Source organism: Streptomyces sp. NPDC005262, assembly GCF_042872425.1.
Taxonomy (GTDB): domain Bacteria; phylum Actinomycetota; class Actinomycetes; order Streptomycetales; family Streptomycetaceae; genus Streptomyces.
In genome coordinates this window covers 38,431-56,815 of sequence record NZ_JBIAKK010000006.1, presented here as the reverse complement: position 1 = coordinate 56,815, position 18,385 = coordinate 38,431, and the positions used below count along the sequence as shown (strand labels likewise).

19 protein-coding genes and 1 pseudogene are annotated in these 18,385 nt (G+C 71.3%); 10 read left to right on the top strand and 10 right to left on the bottom strand.

Annotated elements, in window-relative coordinates:
• Positions 1–33 precede the first annotated feature (33 nt).
• From msrB to ACFYP5_RS17400, 4 genes are all read right to left on the bottom strand, one after another.
• Entirely contained in the window at positions 34–441 is a 408-nt protein-coding gene (msrB, locus tag ACFYP5_RS17415) for a peptide-methionine (R)-S-oxide reductase MsrB (protein WP_030979272.1), read from the bottom strand.
• Positions 442–451: 10 nt separating this feature from the next.
• Complete coding sequence (gene murC, locus ACFYP5_RS17410; RefSeq protein WP_389036302.1) at positions 452–1,846, bottom strand: UDP-N-acetylmuramate--L-alanine ligase; 1,395 nt, start codon at positions 1,844–1,846, stop codon at positions 452–454.
• A 39-nt stretch (positions 1,847–1,885) separates the two neighbouring features.
• Positions 1,886–2,338 carry an indole-3-glycerol phosphate synthase gene (locus ACFYP5_RS17405; protein WP_389036299.1) on the bottom strand — a complete coding sequence of 151 codons (453 nt, stop codon included), beginning with the start codon at positions 2,336–2,338 and terminating at the stop codon, positions 1,886–1,888.
• 149 nt (positions 2,339–2,487) lie between these two features.
• Entirely contained in the window at positions 2,488–3,252 is a 765-nt protein-coding gene (locus ACFYP5_RS17400; protein WP_389036296.1) for a pyrimidine reductase family protein, read from the bottom strand.
• Between the two features lie 36 nt (positions 3,253–3,288).
• Between ACFYP5_RS17400 and zapE the strand changes: the two genes are divergently transcribed.
• The 3 genes from zapE to ACFYP5_RS17385 all read left to right on the top strand — a co-directional run bounded on the left by zapE (position 3,289) and on the right by ACFYP5_RS17385 (position 6,354).
• The gene (gene zapE / locus ACFYP5_RS17395; RefSeq protein ID WP_389036293.1) at positions 3,289–4,383 is read left to right on the top strand and encodes a cell division protein ZapE; all 1,095 of its coding nucleotides are present in this window, start codon (positions 3,289–3,291) and stop codon (positions 4,381–4,383) included.
• 39 nt (positions 4,384–4,422) lie between these two features.
• Positions 4,423–4,848, top strand: a complete 426-nt coding sequence (locus ACFYP5_RS17390; RefSeq protein ID WP_389036290.1) for an OsmC family protein — start codon at positions 4,423–4,425, stop codon at positions 4,846–4,848.
• 126 nt (positions 4,849–4,974) lie between these two features.
• Positions 4,975–6,354, top strand: coding sequence for an alkaline phosphatase PhoX (locus tag ACFYP5_RS17385; RefSeq protein WP_389036287.1), 1,380 nt, complete (start codon positions 4,975–4,977; stop codon positions 6,352–6,354).
• Between the two features lie 218 nt (positions 6,355–6,572).
• Here the strand turns inward: ACFYP5_RS17385 and ACFYP5_RS17380 are convergent, their stop codons facing one another.
• From ACFYP5_RS17380 to ACFYP5_RS17365, 4 genes and pseudogenes are all read right to left on the bottom strand, one after another.
• On the bottom strand, positions 6,573–6,767 hold the full coding sequence (locus tag ACFYP5_RS17380; RefSeq protein ID WP_389036284.1) for a hypothetical protein: 195 nt from the start codon (positions 6,765–6,767) through the stop codon (positions 6,573–6,575).
• Positions 6,768–6,943: 176 nt separating this feature from the next.
• Entirely contained in the window at positions 6,944–7,201 is a 258-nt protein-coding gene (locus ACFYP5_RS17375; protein ID WP_389037097.1) for a hypothetical protein, read from the bottom strand.
• Between the two features lie 50 nt (positions 7,202–7,251).
• A pseudogene (locus tag ACFYP5_RS17370) lies at positions 7,252–7,452 on the bottom strand (ATP-binding cassette domain-containing protein); the annotation flags it as partial.
• Positions 7,449–8,126: an AIM24 family protein gene (locus tag ACFYP5_RS17365; protein ID WP_267000642.1), complete on the bottom strand. Its 678-nt coding sequence runs from the start codon at positions 8,124–8,126 to the stop codon at positions 7,449–7,451. The pseudogene ACFYP5_RS17370 and the gene ACFYP5_RS17365, both read right to left, overlap by 4 nt.
• A gap of 82 nt (positions 8,127–8,208) precedes the next feature.
• Here ACFYP5_RS17365 and ACFYP5_RS17360 point away from each other — a divergent pair, with 82 nt between their 5' ends.
• The 5 genes from ACFYP5_RS17360 to ACFYP5_RS17340 all read left to right on the top strand — a co-directional run bounded on the left by ACFYP5_RS17360 (position 8,209) and on the right by ACFYP5_RS17340 (position 13,381).
• Positions 8,209–8,976: a peptidyl-tRNA hydrolase gene (locus ACFYP5_RS17360; RefSeq protein WP_389036281.1), complete on the top strand. Its 768-nt coding sequence runs from the start codon at positions 8,209–8,211 to the stop codon at positions 8,974–8,976.
• A 163-nt stretch (positions 8,977–9,139) separates the two neighbouring features.
• On the top strand, positions 9,140–9,883 hold the full coding sequence (locus tag ACFYP5_RS17355; RefSeq protein ID WP_389037043.1) for a DUF4142 domain-containing protein: 744 nt from the start codon (positions 9,140–9,142) through the stop codon (positions 9,881–9,883).
• A 114-nt stretch (positions 9,884–9,997) separates the two neighbouring features.
• Positions 9,998–11,371, top strand: coding sequence for a DUF692 domain-containing protein (locus ACFYP5_RS17350; RefSeq protein WP_389036278.1), 1,374 nt, complete (start codon positions 9,998–10,000; stop codon positions 11,369–11,371).
• 5 nt (positions 11,372–11,376) lie between these two features.
• Entirely contained in the window at positions 11,377–12,435 is a 1,059-nt protein-coding gene (locus ACFYP5_RS17345; RefSeq protein ID WP_389036275.1) for a TIGR04222 domain-containing membrane protein, read from the top strand.
• Between the two features lie 106 nt (positions 12,436–12,541).
• Positions 12,542–13,381 (top strand): TIGR04222 domain-containing membrane protein, encoded by an 840-nt coding sequence (locus ACFYP5_RS17340; protein WP_389036272.1) that lies wholly within the window; start codon positions 12,542–12,544, stop codon positions 13,379–13,381.
• Positions 13,382–13,628: 247 nt separating this feature from the next.
• On the opposite strand, the gene hemQ is transcribed toward ACFYP5_RS17340, so the two are convergent.
• Positions 13,629–14,342 (bottom strand): hydrogen peroxide-dependent heme synthase, encoded by a 714-nt coding sequence (hemQ, locus tag ACFYP5_RS17335; RefSeq protein WP_389036269.1) that lies wholly within the window; start codon positions 14,340–14,342, stop codon positions 13,629–13,631.
• 4 nt (positions 14,343–14,346) lie between these two features.
• A complete protein-coding gene (hemG, locus tag ACFYP5_RS17330) occupies positions 14,347–15,822 on the bottom strand; it encodes a protoporphyrinogen oxidase (RefSeq protein WP_389036266.1) in 1,476 nt (491 codons plus the stop codon).
• A 127-nt stretch (positions 15,823–15,949) separates the two neighbouring features.
• On the opposite strand from hemG, the gene ACFYP5_RS17325 reads away from it, so the two are divergent.
• Together ACFYP5_RS17325 and ACFYP5_RS17320 are read left to right on the top strand one after the other, a co-directional pair.
• Positions 15,950–16,942, top strand: coding sequence for a DUF4349 domain-containing protein (locus ACFYP5_RS17325; protein ID WP_389036263.1), 993 nt, complete (start codon positions 15,950–15,952; stop codon positions 16,940–16,942).
• Between the two features lie 46 nt (positions 16,943–16,988).
• Positions 16,989–18,371, top strand: coding sequence for an FAD-dependent oxidoreductase (locus ACFYP5_RS17320; RefSeq protein WP_389036260.1), 1,383 nt, complete (start codon positions 16,989–16,991; stop codon positions 18,369–18,371).
• Positions 18,372–18,385: the final 14 nt, after the last annotated feature.

Here is an 18,385-nt window from a genome sequence, read left to right as displayed (position 1 = left end):
GCGGGCGGATGCGCCCCGCAGCCGGGCTTCGCGTCAGCTCTCGTCCGGTGCCAGGCGCAGCGAGATCGAGTTGATGCAGTACCGCTGGTCGGTCGGCGTGGGGTACCCCTCGCCCTCGAAGACGTGCCCCAGGTGCGAGCCGCAGCGCGCGCACCGCACCTCCGTGCGGACCATGCCGAGGCTGCGGTCCTGGATCAGCTCGACCGCGTCCGTGTCCTTCGGGTCGTAAAAGGACGGCCAGCCGCAGTGCGACTCGAATTTCGTGTCCGAGCGGAACAGCTCGGCGCCACAGGCCCGGCAGGAGTAGACGCCGGCCGTCTTGGTGTCGGTGTACTCGCCGACGAAGGCCGGTTCGGTGCCGGCCTGGCGCAGGACCGCGTACTCGGCTGGCGTCAGCTCCGCCCGCCATTCCTCGTCCGGCTTCTCGATGTCGTACGACACGGTGGCTCCCTCAGCTCGACATGTGGTCCAGGATCTGCGGGCCGAGGTCCGTGACGTCGCCCGCCCCCATGGTGAGAACGAGGTCGCCGGGCTTCGCCATTCCCGCGATGACCTCGGGGACCGCCGCCTTGTCGTGGACGGCGGTGACGTCGGCGCCGGCCGCCTTCGCCGCGTCGATGATCAGGGTGCTGGTGACGCCCGGGATCGGGTCCTCGCGGGCCGGGTAGATGTCCAGGACCACGGAGGCGTCGGCGAGGGCGAGGGCCTGGCCCATCTCCGTACCGAGCTCCTGGGTGCGGGAGAAGAGGTGCGGCTGGAAGACGACCAGGAGGCGCGAGTCGGAAGCGGCGCCGCGCATCGCCTCGAGGTCGGCGGTCATCTCCGTCGGGTGGTGCGCGTACGAGTCGATGACCTGGACGCCTGCCGCCTCGCCCTTGAGCTGGAGGCGGCGCTTGACCCCGGTGTACTTGCCGAGCGCGGATGCCAGGTTGTGGGCCGGGATGCCCAGTGCGACACCGGCGGCCAGGGCGGCGACCGCGTTGTGGGCGTAGTGGCTGCCCGGGACGGAGACCGTGAAGGTGAGGAACTTGCCGTTCAGGACGACCGTGACTTCGCTGGTCAGACCGCGCGGGGTGATCTTGTGGACGCGTACGTCGGCGGTCTCGGACTCACCGTACGTGACGATGTTCAGGGAGGAGAGATCGCGTACGCGCCTCGTCAGTTCGACCGCGCCGGACTGGTCCGCGGAGACGACCAGGGTGCCACCGGGGACGATCTTCCCGACGAACGTCTCGAAGGAGTCGTAGATCTCGTCCATCGAGGCGTAATTCGCGTGGTGGTCCAGCTCCACGTTGAGAACGATCGCGACCTCGGGGTCGTACTTCTGGAAGCTGCGGTCGCTCTCGTCGGCCTCGGCGACGAAGATGTCACCCTCGCCGTGCGTCGCGTTGGTTCCGGGACCGGCCAGGTCGCCGCCGATGGCATACGACGGGTCGAGGCCCAGCTCGGAGAGGGCGACGGCCAGCATGGACGTGGTGGTCGTCTTGCCGTGGGTGCCGGCGACGGCGATGGCGCGCAGGCCCTGCATCAGCGAGGCGAGCGCGTCCGATCGGTGCACGACGGGGATCAACAGCTCGGCGGCGCGCAGCAGCTCCGGGTTGTCGGCGCGGATGGCACTGGAGACGACCACGCAGGACGCGTCGTCCGCCAGATGGCCGGCGGCATGCCCGATGTGGACGGTCGCGCCCAGTGCCCGCAGGGCCTCGGCCGTACCGGACTCCTTGGCGTCACTGCCCGCAACCTTCGCGCCACGCCGGGCGAGGATCTTCGCGATGCCCGACATTCCGGCGCCGCCGATGCCGATGAAGTGCGGTCGTTCCATGGCGGCAGGAATACCGGGTGCCATGCGCGTATCTCCCAAAAGTTGTGGTGCGACGCCCCCAGCCTATTCGCTGTGCGCGAAGAGTTTGAGCACAGGTACGCCCACCTTGTGCCGGGCCCTGGACGCCCAGTCGCGGTGGAAGAACTCCTCCACGTAGTGCGGGGCGGTCAGCACGATGACCTCGTCGGCCTCCGCCTCGTCGACCACGGACTTCAGCTTGTCCAGCGGGTGGTCCTCGAGCACCTGTCCGACCGCTTCGGAGCCCGCCTTGCGCAGCGCGGCGAGCGAGACCTCGAGGGCCAGCTCGGCGGACTGCCTGGCGTCCTTGCCCTCGGGCTCCCCGATCTCGCGGGCCGCTTCCTTCAGCTCTCCGATCGCCACGTCGTCGATGGCGCGCAGCAGTACGTCGGCCTGGTCACCGCGCGGCTGCATCAGTACGACGAACGAGGTCCTCTCGTCCCCGTGGAGGGTGGTGACGAACTCGACGTCCTCGGAAGTGAGGGGCTTCTCGATCATCAAAACGCTGGTGAACACCACAGGCGCCCTTCTGTTCCATCGACCGTCGCAGGCCGCTGCCGAAACCATCCTTCCCCGTGCGGCCACGGGGACTGCGAGAGCTATTGTGCCCACCGGAAGCTAACCGGAACGGGATATTCCGATGATTGTCAGATCCGACGGTACCGAGTGAAGAGAAAGCCGGCCTCCTCCAGCAGCGACGCCAGGGTGAATCGTTCCGGCACCGCCACCGCCGGACCTCTGGCGATCCGCTGGGCGTCACCGGCGGTGAGCATCGGCGAAAGGGTCAGACACAGCTCGTCCAGTACCCCGGCAGCGATGAACTGACCGAGCAGCCGGGGTCCGCCCTCCGCCAGCTGCCGCTTGAGTCCGCGGTCCGCGAGTTCCCGTACGGCCCTCGCGGGGTCCACCCGGGAGCCCTCCCCCGCGGTCACCACCTCCGCGCCCGCCTTCCGGGCCGCTTCGATCCGGGCCGGCGGCGCGCCGTTGCCGGTGAGGACGAGGGTCGGGACGAGTGGCGAGACGAACAGCGGAAGCGAGAAGTCCAGATCCAGGCTGCTACTGACCACGGCGATCGCCGGTGCGGGCCCCTGTCCGGCCGCCGCCCGTCGCGCGGCGAAGGCCTCCCGGGCCCGGGCCGGCCGGTAGCCCTCCTTGCGTACGGTCTCCGCGCCCACCACGACGACATCGGCCAGCCCGCGCAACGTACCGAAGATCCGCATGTCCGTCTCGCAGGAGATCGGCTGCGAGCGGCCGTCGTGCTGGGCGGCGCCGTCGAGCGTCGAGACCATGTTGGCGCGCAGCCACGGGCCACCCCCCGTGGGATACGCATAGGCGTCGGCCAGCTCGTCCAGACTCCACTCCCCTGCTTCGGCAGCCGGTGTCTGGTCGGTCGCAGGGAAGAGGCGTCGCATTCGTGCAGTCTCGCACGGCGCTTAAGCTTGACAGCTGTGTCGTCCTCCACCGCCGTGCCTGGGCAGAGTCCCATAGCCGAAACGGCCCCGCTGTCCCTGTGCGCCCTTGAGCCGCACGTCCCTGCCGACCGACTGGTCGCCGAGATGGTGCCGCCGCCGCGCTTCGACTCGGTGCGCTTCGACACGTACGTCCCCGACCCCGACCAGCCCAGTCAGGTCGAGGCGGTCAAGGTCCTCAGCGGGTTCGCGACCGGGCTCGGCGGTGCGCACGCCACGGGCACGGGCAAGCGCAAGTGGTTCATGAGCAGGAAGCCGGCGCCGGCGGCCGGACCGCTCGGCGTGTATCTCGACGGCGGTTACGGCGTCGGCAAGACGCACCTGCTGGCCTCGCTCTGGCACGCCACGCCCGCCGCCCCGTCGCTCAAGGCGTTCGGCACCTTCGTGGAGCTGACAAATCTGGTGGGCGCCCTGGGCTTCCAGCAGACCGTGCAGACACTCAGCGGGCACCGGCTGCTCTGCATCGACGAATTCGAACTCGACGACCCGGGCGACACCGTCCTCGTGTCGTCGCTGCTCAGCAGGCTGGTCGAGGCGGGGGTCGCGCTGGCCGCCACCTCCAACACACTGCCCGGCAAGCTCGGCGAGGGGCGCTTCGCCGCCGCCGACTTCCTGCGGGAGATCCAGGGCCTGTCCTCGCACTTCCGCCCGCTGCGCATCGACGGCGAGGACTACCGGCACCGCGGGCTGCCCGAGGCCCCCGCCCCGTACTCGGACGAGCAGGTCACCAGGGCGGCGTACGCCACCGCGGGCGCGAGCCTGGACGACTTCCCGGCGCTGCTCGACCATCTGGCCCGGGTCCATCCCAGCCGGTACGGCGCACTGACGGACGGCGTCCGGGCGGTCTGCCTCACCGACGTGCAGCCGGTGCCGGACCAGTCGACGGCGCTGCGGCTCGTGGTACTCGCCGACCGACTGTACGACCGGGAGATACCGGTGCTCGCCTCCGGGCTCCCGTTCGACCGGCTGTTCAGTGACGAGATGCTGAACGGGGGATACCGGAAGAAGTACTTCCGGGCGATCTCCCGGCTCACGGCGCTGGCGCGCGACGCAAAGGGACTGGTGGCGCAGTAGGTTCGGATGCGGCAACTCCATCATCCGAAGGGAACCAGCATGGCAACCACGCGTCAGGCGCACACGGTCTGGGAAGGCAACCTGATCGAGGGCGAGGGCGTTGTCACCTTCGACTCCTCCGGCATCGGGGACTACCCCGTGTCGTGGCCGTCCCGCGCGGAAAAGGCGAACGGCAAGACCAGCCCGGAGGAGCTCATCGCGGCGGCGCACTCCAGCTGCTTCTCGATGGCGCTTTCCAACGGTCTGACCACGGCCGGCAACGCGCCGACCCGGCTGAACACCCAGGCCGAGGTCACCTTCCAGCCCGGTACCGGCATCACCGGCATCCACCTCACCGTGCAGGGCGAGGTGCCCGGTCTCGATGAGGCGGGCTTCGTCAAGGCGGCCGAGGACGCCAAGGCGAACTGCCCGGTCAGCCAGGCGCTCACGGGCACGACGATCACCCTGACCGCTTCGCTCGTCTGACCCCACGGGCCACGGCAGGCCCGCGACGCGCCACCAGGCACAGTGGCCCGCATGGTTCACGCGCGGCGATACGCGTGGTACACACATGCGGGTCACTTCTCCTGTCCGCCAGCAGGGAGTTGCCTCATGTCATCTGCACCAGCACGACGACTCGCAACACGACGACAGGTCTTGGCCGGCAGCGGTGCGACCGCTGTCTCGATCGCCTTCGCCGGGGCCTTCTCCGAACTCTTCGCAGGCACCGCAGCCGCCCGTGGCCACAGCGGCTACGGACCGCTGGTCCCCGACCCGGACGGCCTGCTCGATCTACCGAAGGGGTTCCGCTACCGGGTGCTCTCACGTGAGGGCGACCGGCTCCGCTCCGGCGAGGGCCCGGTGCCCAGCAACCACGACGGCATGGCCGCCTTCGCCGGCCACCGGGGCCGCGTCCACCTCGTCCGCAACCACGAGAACCGGGTCACCGCGAAGATCGCCGTCCCGTCCGTCGACGGCCTCACCTACGACCCGATGGGCAAGGGCGGCTGCACGGCACTGGAGCTCGACAGCCGCGGCGCCGTCCTCGGCGAACGCGTGGCCATCGCCGGCACCGCGGTGAACTGCGCGGGCGGCCGCACCCCCTGGAACACCTGGCTCACCTGCGAGGAGACCGAGGACCGAGCCGGCACCAACGGCTACACCAAGGACCACGGCTTCATCTTCGAGGTGGACGGCGCCGACCCGCACCGCACCGGAGCCGTGCCACTCACCGCGATGGGCCGGTTCCAGCACGAGGCGAGCGCGATCGATCCGAACAACGGGATCGTCTACGAGACGGAGGACGCGTTCGAGAAGCCGTTCGGGCTCTTCTACCGCTTCCTGCCGGAGAAACCACTGGGCGGCACGGGCTCCTTGCGGGCCGGCGGCGAACTGCAGGCCATGCGGGTGCCCGGCGTCCCCGACCTCTCCGTCGTCCAGGAGACCGGTGCGAGCTTCGACCGCATCGAGTGGGTCCCCGTACCGGATCCGCAGGCCGCAGGGACGCCCGTCCGGCTGCAGGAGTTCGGTCCGAAGGGCATCACGCACGCCCAGAAGCTGGAGGGCTGCTACTGGGGCGGCTCATCGGTCTACTTCGTCTCCAGCTTCGCGCAGAGTGCGGCGGGCTCGGCGGCCGACCACTTCGGCCAGGTGTGGCGGTACGAGCCGAAGCGCCGCCGCCTCACCCTGGTGGTCGTCTTCGGCCCGGGTACGGATGTCCAGCTGCCCGGCGAGTCCCCCGACAACATCTGCCTGGCGTCCGACGGCGGGCTGATGGTGTGCGAGGACGGCAGCGGCGCCCAGCATGTGTTCGGTGTGACGCGGAGCGGCGAGGTGTACGCGATGGCGCGCGGCCGGCAGAACATCGGTACGCCCCAGGAGCCGGAGTGGGGCGAGTTCGCCGGGGTCACGTTCGCGCCGGACGGCGGAACGATGTTCGTCAACTGCTACACGCCCGGGACGACGTTCGCCGTGACGGGCCCTTGGCGCTGATGCGCTGAGCGGTACGGGGCGGCGGGCGGCACCGCCCGCCGCCCCGTACCGGATCGGTCTGCAGCGCCCACCAGTTGATGGAGGCCCTGTCCGTGGTAGGCAGGTGCGGTCGCTGCTCGGCGGCGGAACTGTCGAAGCGCCAGGTGATGAGGGCGCCATCGGAGGGAGTTACAGGGGTACGTCGGCATCGGCGCCCTCCGTGCCCGTCCGGTGGCTGGTCAGCCCGAGCAGGCGGTGCGCTGCGCCTCCTGCCATTCGCAGACCGGGCAGAGCGTGATCCCCTTGACCGACTCCGGATACTCGGTCGGCTCCCGGCACAGCACGCACTCGGCGTACGGAGGTCCCGATTCCGCTGCGCCGGAAGCCACCGTCACCGGCCGCGCGCCGGGCGTCTCGCAGTACGACTCGTCCATGGGTCCGAGCCTAAGGGGTGTCCCGTGGTCCCCGGCGGGCGCACGACGACAGCTACGGCACCTCACCGCGTGCTGGAAGCCCGAATACGCCCAGCCCGATGACGCCCCTCCGCCTTGCGCTGCACCGCACAAGGCTCCGCGCGCCGATCCGCCGGGGATCACGGGACAGCCCTTGATCACCCGCGCAGCGAAGTCAGCCGGCAGACGAGCGTCCCCACCGCGGCAGCGACGGCAGCGGCGCAGATCAGCGGCACGACAGGGATGTGGACCGCCCCGGTCAGCGATCCGGTGACCAGCCCCGTGACCGCGTACTTCGCGGGCGAGCCGCTGGTCACCAGGGACAGCAGGGCGGCGAACGCGGTGGTCGCGACCGACCAGCCGCGGCGGTGCAGCACCGGGCGCGCGCACAGCGCGCCGACCGCCGCTCCGAGCAACGCGCAGCAGGCGGCGGCGAGCAGCCCGGCGAGCCCGGCGGGCAGCAGCGGAACGTGGACGGTGTGCGGCCGGTGATCCGCCCCTCGGTCGGGGCGTCGATCCCGGCGAGCAGCCTCAGCAGGGTTGATTTGCCCGATCCGTTGGCGCCCTCGATCCGGATCAGGGTGTGCGCGGGCAGGTCGAGTCCGACCCCGCGCAGCACCCACGGTCCGCCGAGGCCGTAGCGACGGCCCACCCCCGTCAGGTTCAGTTGGCCGATGCCTTCTCGGGCTTGAGCTCGCTGGGCCGTACGATCACGAACCCCTCCCCGTCCAGCCTCAGTTGGACGGCCTCCCCGGAGCCGCCGCGGATCATCGAACCGAAGCTCTGCGAGCGGTGCAGCGACGTGGCCAGTTGACTGCTCCAGCCGACCACGGCGTCCGTGTCGACGCACACCGGCTGATGAGCCGTGACCGGGATCACTATGGGATGCCCCTCACACATCAGGCCGAGCTTGCCGTAGCCGCTGAAGACGCTGTTGAAGATTCCGCCGCCGGTCATGCCGGCACCCTTCACCGTCTTGATCTCGTACGAGAGCGTGGCGTCGAAACACAGGACGTTGCGACCGTTGATGGTGAGGACGTCGCCCTGCTCCATCTCCACTATGAAGCAGTTGGCGGCCTCATGGGCGAACCACGCCTCGCCCTGACCGCGGACCGCCATCAGCGGCAGCCCCTCTCCGGTGACGGCGCGCTTGAGCATGCCGCCGAGGCCCTGGCCCTTGCGCTCGAACTGCAGATCGCCGCGGAAGGCGACCATCGATCCCTGGCGTGCGTGCATCTCGCCGTTCACGGCGTACTTGATGGACTTGGTGTTCTGCAGGGTCATTCCCGGGGCGGTTGCCGGCTTGACCATGTTCTCGCTGGAAAAGAGATCGCTCTTCATGCGGTGCATCCTCACCCGGAGCGATTCATTCCGCCAAGGAGCCGGGAAGCCCGGGAGAGGGACGGCTGGCAGACTTGGACGCGTGAGCAGCAACGACACCTTCCCTCCCCTGTCCCAGCCGGACTCCTCGGCCCGGCCGGGCGCCACGTCCACTTCCGTCTCCCCCTTCCAGTCCGAGCGGAACAGCCGGGACGAGGCCCCGCAGTACGTACTGCCGCTGGTCGTGCACATCGAGAAGACCGACCCCCCGGCCCGCACCGACGCACTGCGCACCGCCGCCCGCGCCGTCCTCGTGATGCTCTCCGACGAGCGGTCCGTCGGCGAGGGCGAGTGGGCGCAGGCCGTCCACGACTGGCAGGACGCCCGGATCCGCAAGGTGGTGCGCCGGGCGCGCGGCGCGGAGTGGCGCAAGGCGTCCGCCCTTCCCGGCATCACGGTCACGGGCGAGAGCGCGGAGGTGCGGGTGTTCCCGCCGGTGCCGCTGGACGGCTGGCCGAAGGAGCTGGCCAAGCTCCAGGTGTCGGGCACGGACCTGGACGACCCGGAGCCGCCCGCCGCACCGGACCTGTCCGGCCCGGTGCTGTGGCTGAACCCGAAGCTCGGTATGTCCGCGGGCAAGGAGATGGCGCAGGCCGGGCACGGCGCACAGCTCGCCTGGTGGGAGCTGTCGGATACGGAGCGCAAGGCCTGGCGCGAGGCCGGGTTCCCGCTCTCCGTCGCCACTCCGGACGCCGCCCGCTGGGCGGAACTCACTGTGAGCGGACTTCCGGTGGTGCGCGACGCCGGCTTCACGGAGATCGCCCCGGGATCCTGCACGGTGGTCGCCGACCATCCGGCGCTGCGCCGCTGAGCGTCCGGCATGCGCCGCTGAACGCTCCGGTGCGCCGCTGCGTATCTCCCGATACTGCCCCACCGGCACTACTGACCAGTATCTTGAACGACCAGTCATGCGCCGGTCGTTGGAACCGGCAGTTGATTCGACGCCGTCACGCCTCGGCCCGGGAGAAACCTTGTTGCGACGCATCAACGGAACGGCCCTCATCATCGCGGCACTTGTCGCCACACTCGGCGCGCTCGCCTATCCCGTCTGGTCCTACGCCGACCGTTCCGGCACCGGTCAGGCCAATCTCAACGCGTCGTCCGTCGCCACGCAGTGGGGTCCGCTCTCCGCAACCGACCGGGACTTCCTCGTGAAGGTGCGTCTGGCGGGGCTCTGGGAGCTCCCCGCCGGGCAGCAGGCCATCGAGCGTGCGCCGAGCGAGGCGGTCAAGGCCGCCGGCGACCATCTGGTGGTCGGGCACACGGATCTGGACCGCCGGGCCCGGGACGTGGCCGCGAAGCTCGGGGTGGAGCTGCCGAACCAGCCGACCGAGCAGCAGCAGGGCTGGCTGCGCGAGCTGACTGCGGCGAGCGGCGAGGACTACGAACGCAAGTTCGCCAATCTGCTGCGGGCCGCGCACGGCAAGGTCTTCGGTCTGATCGGCCAGGTCCGGAACACCACCCGCAATTCGCTGATCCGTCAGCTGGCGACCGACGCCAACCAGACGGTGCTGGACCACATCACGATGCTGGAGGGCACGGGCTTCGTCGACTACGACGCGATCGCCCGCGATGCGGCGGCCGCGGCGACCGCCAGTCCGACCGGGCCGCCCCCGCCCACCGGCGGGGTGGTGCCGCCCCAGCCGGTGCCCGCGGAGCCGACCGGGGACCAGTCGTTCACCTCGCGTCCGTCCACGATGCCGATGCCGATGCCCTGATCCGGCCCGTCCCGGGGCCGGAACCTCAAATCCTGCTCTGAACGTCCCCCTCTTCGGATTGGCCACCGCCCGCCGGGGCCATTACCCCTGCACGGAGCGGAGGAGGGGGACACCATGGAGCTGGGCATCGGTATCGGCTGGCGGCCGGAGATCGCGGACGCGGTGGAGGCACTGCCGGGGATCGACTGGGTGGAAGCGGTCGCGGAGAACCTCTGCACCGATCATCTGCCCGGCTCCCTGGAACGGCTCCGCGCGCGCGGCGTGACCGTCGTCCCGCACGGCGTCTCGCTGGGCCTCGGCGGCGCCGACCGCCCCGACCCGGCCCGCCTCGCCGACCTCGCCACCCGGGCCGCGCTGCTGGGCACGCCGCTGGTCACCGAGCACATCGCGTTCGTACGGGCCGGGGGGCCGCGCACCGCGTCTCCGAGGCTCGAAGCGGGCCACCTGCTGCCCGTACCGAGGACCTGGGAGGCGCTGGACGTGCTGTGCGAGAACGTGCGGATCGCCCAGGACTCGCTGCCGGTGCCGCTGGCGCTGGAGAACATCGCGGCGCTGATCTCCTGGCCCGGCGAGGAGCTGACAGAGGGCCAGTTCCTGGCGGAACTGGTCGAGCGCACCGGGGTCCGGCTGCTGATCGATGTCGCCAACCTGCACACCAACCACGTCAACCGTGGCGAGAACCCCGCAAGGGCCCTCGACGAACTGCCGGTGGAGGCGATCGCGTACGTGCATGTGGCGGGCGGCATCGAGAAGGACGGCGTCTGGCACGACACGCACGCCCACCCGGTGACCCGTCCCGTCCTGGACGTACTCGCCGAACTCCGCTCCCGGATCGCGCCGCCCGGCGTTCTGCTCGAGCGCGACGACGACTTCCCGCCCGCGGAGGAACTGGCGGGCGAACTATCCGCTGTCCGCGCCACGTTGGAAGCGGCGGGGAAGGCACGCTCGGGCTCCGCGTCCGAGCCGGGAGCATCCGGCCACGGCCGCATCGCCCCGGCCACCTCCCCGGTCGAATCCACGGATGACACCACCACGGCCGCCGTCAGCAGCCGAGCCACCGACACCGGTGTCGCAACCGATGGAGCGCGCGACCGCGCCGCCGTCGCCCAGACCGCGTTGCTCTCCGCACTCGTGGCCGGCACCCCCGCCCCCGAGGGCTTCGACCACCGTCGCCTGGGCGTCCAGAGCCGCGCCCTGGCCGCCAAGCGGGCCGACGTCGTCGCCAAGGTGGCGCCCGAACTGCCCCGGATCCTCGGCGACGGCTACCGGGACGCCTTCCTCTCGTACGCCAGGACCCGCCCCATGTCCGCCGGATACCGGCGCGACGCACTGGACTTCGCCGAGCAGTTGCTGATCACCGGCCGGCCCGCGGACCACGCCGCCCGGCGTCGGCTGACCCACTGGTGGCAGGACCGTGCGGCCGCCAGGCCGCCACGTCGCACCACCCGGCTGGTACGGGCCGCCCGCGCCGCGATCGTCGGAAGGTGACCGGGATGAATGTCGTCGCTCTGCTCGTGACGCTCGGCGTCGTCGCCTCCTCGACGCTCCTGATCGTGGGGCTCTCGAAGGCCCGGCGCGGACCCGGTGGCCCGGTGCACGACCTCTACGAAGTGGCCTTCCTGAACGGTGGGCCCGGCAGGGTGGTGGACACCGCGCTCACCGCGCTCCAGGCGGACGGACGCCTGGTGGTCGGCGGCCCCGGCATCGTCGCCATCACACAGCCGATCGCCCACGACCCGGTGGAGAGGGCCGTACTGCAGGCGCACGCCGCCGCCCCCAGCGGCGCGCTGCACACGCTGCGGGACGCCGCCATGCGGCACCCGGCCGTGCAGGAGGTCGGCGACGGACTCGCGGCCCGCGGTCTGCTGGCCGCGCCGGAGGCCACCCGGAAGTGGCGCCGCTGGGGCTTGTTCCAGGGTTTCGGCTGTCTGCTGGCCATTCCGGCCTCCTTCGCGGTGACGGTGGCTCAGTTCGTGACGGACGACGACCCGACCGGCTTCTCCGTCCCCTTCATCGTCAAGGTGCTCCCTGCCCTGGTCGTGGGCATCCCGGTCGGGCTCGTCTGCGCGGGCATTGCCCGTGCCCGGATCACCGGGGCGGGCAGGCAGGCGGCCAGGCAGTACCGCGCCGCCCACGTCGGCGCCGCGGAACCGGCCCATCTGGTGGCGACGCTCGGACTGCGTGCGCTGCCCGATCCGGTACTGCGGACGCAGCTGGTGACGGCGGCGCGGATGCGGACGACCACCGGGCGGCGGCCGATGTCGCCGTCGCACCCCTCCTCGTCCTCCACCGGCAGCGGCGACTTCCTCATGGCGACGGCGTGGTGCGCCGGTTCGGGCCCGGCCGACTCCGGCTGCGGAAGTTCCAGCGGAACCCCTGGCGGCGGAGGCAGCGGCTGCGGCGGAGATGGCGGTGGCGGTGGCGGTGGGTGCAGCTCGGGAAGCAGCTGCAGTTCCGGCTCCAGCTGCTCCGGCTCCAGCTGTTCCAGCAGCAGTTGTTCCAGCAGTAGTTCGAGCTGCAGCAGTGGTTCGAGCTGCAGCAGCAGTTCCTGAATGGGCGGCTCCGCGGCCTCCACTGCCGCTTCGGTCCCCTCGGTGCACCGTCCGCATGGTGGAAAGCCGTGGCGCTCCGCCGTCCGCCTCGCATAGAAATCCCGACATGCTCTGGGTTCTGTTTCTGCTGGTCGCATGGGGCGCTGCGGCCCTCTCATGTCTCCGGCTCTGTCTGGCCGCCGCGTCCGTCGACCGGGCGCGGGACCCCGGGGACGTCGAACTGACCCTGTACGAGACCGCGTTCCTGACGGGTGGCCCGCACCGGGTCGCCGACCTCGCCCTGGTCACCATGCATCTGCGCCGCCGACTGCTGCTCGCCCACACCGGGTGGGCCACTGTCGTCGACCCCGACGGCCGGGACGAGGTCGAGCGCACGGTGATCCGTGCCATCGGCCCGGAGGGGCAGTCGCCGATACCTCCGATACGCTCGGCGACCGCTGCCGCCGGAGCCGTACGCGCTCTCGCCGACCGCCTCGTCCGGGCGGGGCTGGCCCTGCCCGGCGGTGAACGGACCGACATCGCGTCGGCGGTGCGCGCGGTGCGCGGATCGGCCCTGCTGGCGGCCGTGATGACGGGCGCCGCGCTGCTGCTTCCCGGACAGGGGCGGGGGCTCGGCAGTCCGACGGCGGCCGAACTCGTCTGGTTCGGGCTGCCGCTCGTCCTGACGCTCGGCGCTCTGGCCATCGCCCGGATGGAGATCCATCCGTACAGCTCCTGGGCCTCGCCCACCGGGCAGCGGCTGCTGGACTCGGTCGCCGCCCCGGTGGGCGGCACGGATCACGACGTCCTGGCGATGGTCGCGGTACGAGGTGTCGGTGCCGTCGCCGATCCTGCGCTGCGCGCCGCGCTCTCGATCGGCGGCCACCCGGCACATCTCCCGCACCAGGGCCATCGAATACAGCGCGGCGAGGGGTGGCCTTCCACCGGGCCGGTGCCCGGCGCATGAGTGGGCCGGCCTTGGAGGCCAGGCCTGGTGCTCCCACGGGAGCAGGTGCCGGGCCCGCGCCGGGGCGGGGCCGAAGACGAGCGGGGAAGGACGTGTCACTCCCCCGCCCGTCCCGGGAACGCCGCAGGTCAGGACCTACTGCGCACCCGGAGCCGAACCCGGTGTCGCTGGAGCGGCGGGCAGCGCACAGCCGTGCGCCGGCGCCCACCCTCTGATCTTCCGGGTTGGGGTGGTCGGAGCCCGCTCGCTACGCGAGCCCGGCCACCAGGTCTGCGACGGACTTCCTGCGGCCCGTGTAGAAGGGGACCTCCTCGCGGACGTGCATCCGCGCCTCGGAAGCCCGCAGGTGACGCATGAGGTCGACGATGCGGTAGAGCTCGTCGGCCTCGAAGGCGAGGATCCACTCGTAGTCGCCGAGCGAGAAGGAGGCGACGGTGTTGGCGCGGACGTCGGGGTAGCCACGGGCCATCTTGCCGTGGTCCGCGAGCATCCGGCGACGGTCCTCGTCGGGCAGCAGGTACCAGTCGTAGCTGCGCACGAAGGGGTAGACGCTGATGTAGTTGCGCGGCGTCTCGTCGGCCAGGAACGCCGGGATGTGCGCCTTGTTGAACTCGGCGGGGCGGTGCAGCGCCATGTTCGACCAGACCGGCTCCAGCGCCAGGCCCAGCTTGGTGCGCCGGAAGAGGTTGTACGCCTCCTGCAGCTCGTCCGCCGTCTCGGCGTGCCACCAGATCATGACGTCGGCGTCGGCACGCAGGCCGGAGAGGTCATAGGTGCCACGGACGGTGATGTCCTTGGCGGCGAGCTGGTCGAACAGCTCCTGGACCTCGTCGGCGTAACCGGCACGGCCGGCGGGGAGCACATCACGAAGCTTGAAGACGGACCACAGCGTGTAGCGGATGACCTCGTTGAGGTCCTTGGCCTTCTTGCCGGCGTTGGGGATCTTCTCAGGCGCACTCATACGGCTATTGTCCCGCCTCGCTCCGTGTGCCCTGAACCGGGGTGGGAGTGGCAATGATCTCTCCCGCGAGATCGGCGGCGATCTCGTCCGCCGCCCGGTGGGCACTGGCGATGCACGCGGGGATGCCGACGCCGTCGTACACCGCTCCGCAGACCCGCAGCGCCGGCAGCTTGGCGACCTCGTCGCGGATCCGGGCGACCCGCGTCAGATGACCGACGGGGTACTGGGGCAGGCCGCCGATCCACCGGGTGACCTCGGTGTCCACCGGCTTCGCGGCGAGTCCGGTCGCCTCGGCGAGGTCGCGCAGCGAGACGTCGACGAGTTCGGTGTCCTCGCGGTGCAGGTGGTCCTCCTCGCCGTACCGGCCGACGGAGGTGCGCAGGACGAACAGGTCGGGGGCTGTGTCGGCGACCCATTGCCACTTGTGCGTGGAGAAGGTGGATGCCTTGATGGTGCGGCCGTCGACCGGCGGTACGAGGAAGCCGGAGCGCCCGTCGAGGGCGTCCGTGGCAGCCACGTCGGAGCGCCGGAACGCCAGGGTGACCAGCGCCATCGACGCGTACTCGACACCCGCCAGCTCGACGGAGGCGGCCGGGGACTCGGCGGCGAGCAGGGTGGAAGCGGACCAGGCGGGAGTGGCGAGGACGATGCCGTCGGCGGTGATCACCCGGGTGTCGGTGCGGATGGCCCAGCCGTCGGTGGTACGGGTCAGACCCAGCACGGGCGTGGCTGTGAGGATCTCGCCGCCCGCCCCGCGCACGGCATCGGCGACGGCGTCCGGCAGGGTGCCGATGCCTCCGTCGATGCCCTGGAAGACCGGGCCGGTCTGCCGGCGGGCCGCCGCCTGCTGCTGGATGCGCTCCACGCCGTCGAGCAGTGAACCGCCCTCCCGGGCCACCTCGAACAGCTGCGGTACGGCGGCACGCATCGAGAGCCGGTAGGCGTCGCCCGCATACACCCCGCCGAGCAGCGGTTCCACGAGCCGGTCGACGACCTCGCGGCCCAGCCGGTCGGCGACGTACGCACCGACCGCGACGTCGTCGCCGACGGCGGTCGGGGTGAGGTCCCGTTCCTGCGCGATGCGGGCGAGGCCCTCCGGCGACAGCACCCCGCCGAGCGCGGCCGGGTCGCCCGGCACGCCCATCACATGGCCCTTGGGCATCGGCCTCAGTTCACCGCGCGTCCAGACCGCCGCGGTGGCCGTGGCCGGCGGCTGCAGCCGGTCGCCGAGCCCGACGGCGCGCGCCAGGTCGACCGCCTCCGGCCGTCTGGCCAGCATCGACTCCGCACCCAGATCGACCTGGGTGCCCGCGACCTCACCGGTCATGAGTTTGCCGCCGAGCCGGTCGGTCGCCTCCAGGAGGGTGACCCGCAGCCCGGTGGCCAGGAGCCGGTGGGCTGCTGCGAGTCCGGCGATGCCGCCGCCGATGACGACGACATGACCCGTACCTGTGTCCGCGCGGTTTGTTGAACGCTGCATGCCTCCACTCTCTCAAACCTGTTCCGAGTCCCGAACGTGACCGCTTCGAAACCGGTAGCGGGCAACCCGAACCCCGGTCCCGAACGTCGAACCGGCACCATCAACCACCCGCCCAGGGGGAGCAGTTATGCAGTCAGGACGCCATCGGGACCGTTCGTCCACCCAGCGATCGCGCACGGTTCTCGCCGCCGGGACGCTCGCCGCACTCCTCGCGCTGAGCGGCTGCGGGGCGAGCGACAGCTCGGACAGCAAGAGCGCGGCGGGAGACAGCGCCAAGTACGCGGCCCCCCAGGCGGAACGCGGCGACGCCGCCGCCGGGGCTGCGGACCAGGGGTCCGCCGAGAGCGGCTCGGCGGAGAAGAAGAAGTCCTCCGCGCTGTCGACCCCCCATGTCATCCGCAAGGCCTCGCTCTCCGTGGAGGTGAAGAGTGTGCCGAAGGCGGTCGCGGCGGCCCGTGCGGCAGTGGAGAGTGCGGGCGGTCTGGTGGCGAACGAGTCCACCGAGCGGCTCGACGCCACGCACGAGGTGTCGCACATCGTGCTGCGGGTGCCGCAGGGGGAGTACGACGCCGTGCTGCGGGAGCTGGCGGGTGGCGGGAAGCTGCTGTCCCGGACGACGGAGGCGAAGGACGTCACCGATCAGGTCGTCGACGTGGAGAGCCGGATAGCCACCCAGCGGGCGAGCGTCGCCCGGGTGCGGAAGCTGATGGACCGGGCCGACAAGCTCGCCGATGTGGTCACTCTGGAAGGGGAACTGAGCAACCGCCAGGCCGAACTGGAGTCGCTCCTCGCCCAGCAGGAGTCGCTGAAGGACCGCACCACCCTGGCGACGATCACGCTCAGCCTCTCCGAGCCGGAGTCCCCGTCGAACAGCGAGGACGACGATCCGGGGTTCGTGGACGCACTCGGCGGTGGCTGGCACGCGTTCGTGACGATGGTGCGGTGGATCGCGATGGCTCTGGGTGCGGCGGCGCCGTTCCTGGCCGCGGCCGCGGGGCTGCTGCTGCTCGGGCGACTGCTGCGCACCTGGCTCGCCCGACGCCGGGTGCCGCGGGAACCCCAGGCGTCCCGGCCGGAAGAGCAGGCTCCCGCAACACCCGAGGCTCCGACCGCCCCCTGAGCGTCGTAGCGTGGACCTTCGGAGTGGACGCTCGAAGGGACCCGGCATGACAGCGGAGCGACTGGTGGTCATCGGCGGGGACGCGGCGGGCATGTCCGCCGCGTCCCAGGCCCGCAGGCTCAAGGGACCGGAGGAGCTGAGCATCGTCGCCTTCGAGCGGGGCCACTTCAGCTCGTACTCCGCCTGCGGCATCCCGTACTGGGTCAGCGGCGACGTGGCGGGACGGGACGACCTCATCGCCCGTGCGCCCGAGGAGCACCGGGCCCGCGCCATCGACCTGCGCATGCGCACCGAGGTGACGGAGATCCATGTCGCCGGGCAGCGGGTGCGGGCGCTCGACCGGGAGAGCGGGGAGACCTACTGGACCGGCTTCGACAAGCTGGTGATCGCGACGGGGGCCCGGCCGGTGCGTCCGGCGCTGCCCGGCATGGACGCGGCGGGGGTGCACGGCGTGCAGACCCTGGACGACGGCCAGGCGCTGCTGGACTCCCTGGACCGGGCGCCGGGGCGGCGCGCGGTCGTCGTCGGCGCCGGATACATCGGTGTCGAGATGGCGGAGGCGCTGCTGAAGCACGGCTTCCAGGTGACGGTCCTCAACCGCGGCGAGCAGCCGATGGCGACGCTCGACCCCGACATGGGACGCCTGGTCCACGACGCGATGGACGGGCTGGGCATCACGACGGTGAACGGGGCCGAGGTCACCAAGATCCTCACCGGTGCGGACGGCCGCGTGACCGCGGTCGCCACGAACGACGCGAGCCACCCGGCGGATGTGGTGGTGCTCGGTATCGGTGTCGAACCGGAGACGACACTGGCCCGCGCGGCGGGCCTGCCGGTCGGCCCGCACGGCGGTCTGCTCACCGATCTGTCGATGCGGGTCGTCGGACACGACAACATCTGGGCGGGCGGCGACTGCGTCGAGGTCCTCGACCTGGTGGCGGGCCGCACCCGCCATATCGCGCTGGGCACCCATGCCAACAAGCACGGCCAGATCATCGGGGCCAATGTCGGCGGCGGCTACGGGACGTTCCCGGGGGTGGTGGGCACGGCGGTCAGCAAGGTCTGTGATCTGGAGATCGCCCGGACGGGGCTGCGCGAGAAGGACGCCCGCGCGGTGGGGCTGCGGTTCGTCACGGCGACGATCGAGTCGACGGGCCGGGCGGGTTACTACCCGGGCGCCCAGCCGATGACGGTGAAGATGCTCGCGGAGCACCGCACGGGCCGGCTGCTCGGGGTGCAGATCGTGGGCCGGGACGGGGCGGCGAAGCGGGTGGACATCGCCGCGGTCGCGCTCACCGCAGGGCTGACGGTGGAACAGCTGACGGCGCTCGACCTCGGGTACGCCCCGCCGTTCTCGCCGGTCTGGGATCCCATTCTGGTGGCGGCGCGGAAGGCTGTGACGGCGGTACGGCGGGCGGGCACCGCCTGACGTTCATCCGGCGC